Source organism: Nocardioides sp. CPCC 206348 (assembly GCF_048654705.1).
GTDB lineage: Bacteria > Actinomycetota > Actinomycetes > Propionibacteriales > Nocardioidaceae > Nocardioides.
This window is the reverse complement of record NZ_JBMCZA010000156.1, coordinates 46,018-49,464: the sequence shown is the minus strand read 5'-3', so window position 1 is coordinate 49,464 and position 3,447 is coordinate 46,018. Positions and strand designations below refer to the sequence as shown.

Below are 3,447 nucleotides of genomic sequence, written 5' to 3'. Positions count from 1 at the left end.
CCGCCGGTGCGCCAGAGCTCGAGCCAGCCCCAGGCGCCGTACCGGTCCGCGAAGGTCACGCGGACGAGATCGGTGACGTCGAACCTGCCGAGCCATCCGCGCCACTCGTCGAGGTCCGGATCCAGGTAACGCCGCCGGATCACCTCCCGCAGCTGGGCCATCGCTTCTGGCGGGACGGTGGCATGGGGCGAGCTCCCCACGCCGGTGACCGGGTCGGTGAGGGCGAAGACATGGGCGTCGAACGGCACGACCGACCGCACGGTCTCGAGCAGGCGCTCGCGCAACACGCGATCGGACAGCCCGGCCCGACAGTGCTGCTCGGCACGCGCGATCAGGTCCACGTCTGCAGCGTAGGGCCGTTCGAAGGCCCTCAGGATCCCCAGGTTCGGGGATGTTGCGGGGCGCTGCCGGCACGCAGGCTTGCCGCATGACCACCACACTCCACATCGAGAACACCGTCCACGACTTCGCTGCGTGGAAGCAGGCGTTCGACAAGTTCGACAGGTTCCGTGCCGACAACGGCGTCCGGTCCTACCGCGTCACCCAGTCCACCGACGACCCGCACGAGGTGGTCGTCGACCTCGACTTCGACTCGAAGGGCGCTGCCGAAGCCTTCAGCCAGCTGTTGCTGAAGGTCTGGCAGACACCGCAGTCCCAGCAGCAACTGGTGACGCATTCCGAGCCACGGATCCTGACTCTCGCCGAGTCCCGGACCTTCTGAGTGCGGCGTACGGCTGGTGCCCCCGCTGGGATTCGAACCCAGACTGTGCCGAGTTTAAGTCGGCTTCCTCTGCCAGTTGGGATACGGGGGCGGGCAATCAGCGCGGTCAGCGCTGGTCACAGGTACGTCTGGCGAGGATAGATCGCGTGGGCACCGGCGACCCGGTCGAGGAACAGCAGCCCGTCGGTGTGGTCGATCTCGTGCTGGAGGGCGCGCGCCTCGAAGGCGTCGGTCGAGAACTCGACCTCCTCACCGGTGAGGGGTAGCTGGCCGCGCACCGTGAGGCGCGAGCCGCGCTTCACGTCGCCGGTGAAGTCGGGCACGCTCATGCAGCCCTCGCGGGCCTTCTCGTTGCGGCTCGCCTCGACCACCTCGGCGTTGCAGAGCACGAACGTGCCGTGCAGGGTGCGCGCCTTGGGGTGGTCGGTGACGTCGACGCAGAACATCCGCACGCCGACACCCACCTGGTTGGCGGCCAGGCCCACGCAGCCGGGGCTGACCCGCATCGTGGCGACCAGGTCGGCGGCCAGCTGCACCATGTCGGGTGCCGTCGGGTCGACGTCGGCGCCGCGTGCAGACAGCACTCCCGCGGGCGCGCGGACGACGTCGCGGACGTCGCCCTCGATGCCGAGCTCGGCTTCGGACCACGCAGTCAGTCGCGCGGTCCCTTCCTCCGTGCTCACAGCTCGTCGGCCTCGACAGGACGCAGCGTCGCGGTCACGCCAAGCTCGGCAGCGGCCGCACGGATCGTGGCGCCGAGCGCAGGCTCGTCGACGTCGGACGGCAGGTCGAGCTCGGCCACGAGCAGGTACAGGTCGCCTGCAAGGCGCGTGGTCAGGTCGGTGATGTTGCCGCCGACGGCTGCCACCTCGCCCACGATGGCCGAGACGATGCCCGAACGGTCGCCGCCGTGGACGGTCAGCACCCACTGGCTGCCACCGCTGGCGTGCGACGGCTCGTCGGTCACCGGCCGCACGGCGACATCGAGGTCGCCACCTTCGGCCAGGGGCGCGAGGGCCGCCTCGATCTCCGCCCCGCCGACCGCGCCGCGGCACAGCAGCATCATCGAGAAGTGGCCCCGCAGGAGGGTCATCGTCGTGTCCTCGATGTTGAGCCCGAGCTCGGCAAGGCCGGCCGTGGTGGCCGCGATGATGCCGGGACGGTCGTGGCCGAGGACGGTGACGGCGAAGAGGTCGGTGCTCACGCCGTCATCATTCCAGTAGCCGGGCCTCAGTCGAGGGTGACCTCGACGTCGACGCTGCCCGAGTTGTCGCCGTACGCGCCCGGGACACCCTGGAACGCAAAGCCGTCGGCGAAGCCGAGGTAGAGCGTCTCCGCTCCGTCCGGTACGACGATCTCCTGCTCGTCCCCGTCGTCCGTCTCGCCGTCACCGATGAAGAACACCTCGCCGACGGCCGGCTCCTGGGTCGCTTCGGAGTCCGCGTCACTGAGGTCGACCTGGTCGTCCTGGTCGGGATCCCCGTCCCCGAGGAACACACCCACCAGGAACAGGGTGCGGTCCTCGTGGAGGACGCCGCTGATCCCGTTGAGCGCGGACAGGTTGGTGTTGGCGAAGGTCTCGTTGCCGCCGTCCACCGACTCCGGTGCACAGCCGTCGCAGGCGCCGAGCTCTCCGGACACCGACGGGAAGCGCACCGTGCCTGCCCCGTCGAGGTCGATCTTCAACGGTCGCGTACCGGCGTCGCTGATGGCCGCCTCGGCGCCGTCGTCGGCACCCGCCAGGTAGATGTCTGCCGTGGCCGGCAGCTCGTGCTGCTCGGTCGAGCCTCCCCCCGTGAGTACGACGACCGCGGCTGTCGCGCCGACGACGCCGACGGCGATCGCGCCACCCACCGTGGCGATCAGCCCCGTGGACAGGCCGGCGCCACCGCCGACCGTGCCGCCGCCCACCACACCACCCGCAGCACCACCGGCAGCCACTCCGCCGCCGGCCATGCCACCCGCGGCCGCACCGCCCGCCGTCGTACCCCCGATGCCGGTGGCGACCCCGGTCGCCGCGATCCCGCCTGCCGCTGCGGCGCCCGTGGCGGCCGAGCTGGAACCCGCCAGCACCACGACCGATGTCGCCGCGAGGCCGGTCCCGAGGCCTCCGAGAACGGCCAGTCGTCGCCAGTCCGGGCCGTGCCGGGACTCGGCGAGGGCCCGGAGCGCCTCGAGCGCGGCACCGGCCGGGGGCCGGGCGGCGGGGTCGACGGAGAGTGCGGGGCCGAGCAACCAGGCGAAGGCAGGATCCAGGTCGGCCGCCGTCGGCGGCAGGACCACCGCCCCGCGGACCAGGTGCGCAATGACGGCCGCCGCCGCGAAGACATCGCTGGCCGGGCCTGCTTGCTGGCCGACGAGCAGCTCCGGTGCCGCGTAGGCCTGGCTCGGTTCCGCTGCACCGAAGATCCACACGCCACCCTCGGCGGTCAGCAGGACACTGTGGGGTCCGAGCCGGCCGTGGACCGCTCCAGTGCCGTGCATCTGGGTCAGGCCGGTCAGCATGCCGTCCGCCACACCGAACACCTGCGGTTCGCTGAACCGGGCACCCGTCGCGAGGATGCGTTCGAGCACGATGCCGTCGATCGACTGCGCCATGGTTCGCACGCTAGGACGACTCTGCCCCGGCGTCAGACGAACACCCAGATTGGGTCGATTCAGACCAGCGACGCAGACCAGCGACTCAGATCAGCGACCAGGCGATGCCGTCGAGGATGTCCGTCTCC

Annotated in this window: 5 protein-coding genes and 1 tRNA gene; 1 reads left to right on the top strand and 5 read right to left on the bottom strand. The window is 71.0% G+C overall.

What is annotated here, in order from left to right; all coding sequences use genetic code 11:
- Window positions 1-341 (bottom strand): hypothetical protein (locus tag ACOADB_RS11315; RefSeq protein ID WP_378598256.1); only part of this gene is annotated, 341 nt, incomplete at its 3' end.
- Between the two features lie 86 nt (window positions 342-427).
- Between ACOADB_RS11315 and ACOADB_RS11310 the strand changes: the two genes are divergently transcribed.
- The gene (locus tag ACOADB_RS11310) at window positions 428-721 is read left to right on the top strand and encodes an antibiotic biosynthesis monooxygenase (protein WP_378598254.1); all 294 of its coding nucleotides are present in this window, start codon (window positions 428-430) and stop codon (window positions 719-721) included.
- Between the two features lie 14 nt (window positions 722-735).
- On the opposite strand, the gene ACOADB_RS11305 is transcribed toward ACOADB_RS11310, so the two are convergent.
- The 4 genes from ACOADB_RS11305 to ACOADB_RS11290 form a co-directional block, all read right to left on the bottom strand.
- Window positions 736-812: transfer RNA gene (locus ACOADB_RS11305), tRNA-Leu, on the bottom strand.
- Window positions 813-837: 25 nt separating this feature from the next.
- On the bottom strand, window positions 838-1,404 hold the full coding sequence (locus ACOADB_RS11300; RefSeq protein WP_378598252.1) for a peptide deformylase: 567 nt from the start codon (window positions 1,402-1,404) through the stop codon (window positions 838-840).
- Entirely contained in the window at window positions 1,401-1,925 is a 525-nt protein-coding gene (locus ACOADB_RS11295; RefSeq protein WP_378598250.1) for a glycine cleavage system protein R, read from the bottom strand. The genes ACOADB_RS11300 and ACOADB_RS11295 overlap by 4 nt, the downstream gene beginning before the upstream one ends.
- 26 nt (window positions 1,926-1,951) lie before the next feature.
- On the bottom strand, window positions 1,952-3,319 hold the full coding sequence (locus ACOADB_RS11290; protein WP_378598248.1) for a hypothetical protein: 1,368 nt from the start codon (window positions 3,317-3,319) through the stop codon (window positions 1,952-1,954).
- Between the last annotated feature and the right edge of the window lie 128 nt (window positions 3,320-3,447).

What these genes read in the sequence shown, in the direction of transcription:
- ACOADB_RS11310 (WP_378598254.1), top strand. Translation starts at nt 428, where the DNA reads ATGACCACCACACTCCACATCGAGAACACCGTCCACGACTTCGCTGCG.
- ACOADB_RS11290 (WP_378598248.1), bottom strand. Translation starts at nt 3,319, where the DNA reads ATGGCGCAGTCGATCGACGGCATCGTGCTCGAACGCATCCTCGCGACG.